We start from the raw sequence: 1,006 nt of genomic DNA, 5'->3' as shown, positions 1-1,006 counted from the left end.
GGGGCGGTGTGGCGGGGGACTGCGTTTACGCCTTCGCCGGCGCGGGCGCCGGCTGCTCCACCTTGGCGTCCAACTCGCGCGAGATCTTCCGCTCCACGAAGAACGCCGCCGTCGGGATGGTTCCTGCCAGGAGGACCCACACCTGCTTGGCGACCGGCCACTTCGCCTTGGAGCCCAGGTCGAAGGCGAAAATCAGGTAGACGACGTACAGCCAGCCGTGCGCGATGGAGACGACCTGCGTCGCTTCCGCGGCGCCGTCCATCTCCAGGCCGTACTTGCCGATCATGCAGAGGCACAGCAGGACCAGGAGCACACCGGTGACGTAGGCCATGACGCGGTAGCGGGTCAGCACGCTCTTTTTCATGCGAACGAGCGTAACCGCCCGTTCCGGGCGATCTTCCCTCGGGTCACTGCTCCTCGAAGTCGTGTGCGGCCACCCGGAGCGGGCGGAGCATCGCGAAGATCTCGGCGCATTCCTCGGCGTCGTACGCGCCGAGGCCGAAGTCCATCGCCATCAGGTCGCGGGTGGCCGACTCGACCACCTCGCGGCCCTTGTCGGTGATCACGGCGAGGGTGCCGCGGCCGTCGTTGGGGTTGGGGCGCTTGGCCACCAGGCCGGACTTCACCAGGCGGTCGACGGTGTTCGTCACGGACGTCGGATGCACCATGAGCCGCTCGCCGATCTTGGACATCGGCAGCTCGCCCTCCTTGGAGAAGGTGAGCAGCACCAGCGCCTCGTACCGTGCGAACGTCAGTCCGTACGGCTTGACCACCGCGTCGACCTCGGCGAGCAGGATCTGGTGTGCGCGCATGATCGAGGTGATCGCGGCCATGGACGGCACGTTGCCCCAGCGCTGCTTCCAGAGTTCGTCGGCGCGGGCGATGGGGTCGAAGGGAAGGCTGAGCGGCTTCGGCACGTCATCAGACCTTACCCGTCGGTCATATGTTGGTCAGCCCCGTCTCGCTCTTCGGGCCGACCGGCTGGTCCTCGTCGGTAGCGGTCTTA

2 protein-coding genes are annotated in these 1,006 nt (G+C 67.1%); both read right to left on the bottom strand.

Annotated features, from left to right (window positions below; genetic code table 11):
- Window positions 1-25 precede the first annotated feature (25 nt).
- Window positions 26-364: a DUF3817 domain-containing protein gene (locus tag SSP24_RS42490; RefSeq protein ID WP_141316623.1), complete on the bottom strand. Its 339-nt coding sequence runs from the start codon at window positions 362-364 to the stop codon at window positions 26-28.
- A 43-nt stretch (window positions 365-407) separates the two neighbouring features.
- Entirely contained in the window at window positions 408-917 is a 510-nt protein-coding gene (locus SSP24_RS42485; protein ID WP_141316621.1) for a MarR family winged helix-turn-helix transcriptional regulator, read from the bottom strand.
- Window positions 918-1,006 lie beyond the last annotated feature (89 nt).

Origin of the sequence: Streptomyces spinoverrucosus (assembly GCF_006539505.1) — a bacterium.
Taxonomy (GTDB): Bacteria; Actinomycetota; Actinomycetes; order Streptomycetales; family Streptomycetaceae; genus Streptomyces; species Streptomyces spinoverrucosus.
Note: the sequence above shows the minus strand (reverse complement) of the source record. Positions and strands in the feature narration are given on the sequence as shown.

Coding starts and splice junctions, on each gene's coding strand:
- SSP24_RS42490 (WP_141316623.1), bottom strand. CDS start 364: ATGAAAAAGAGCGTGCTGACCCGCTACCGCGTCATGGCCTACGTCACC.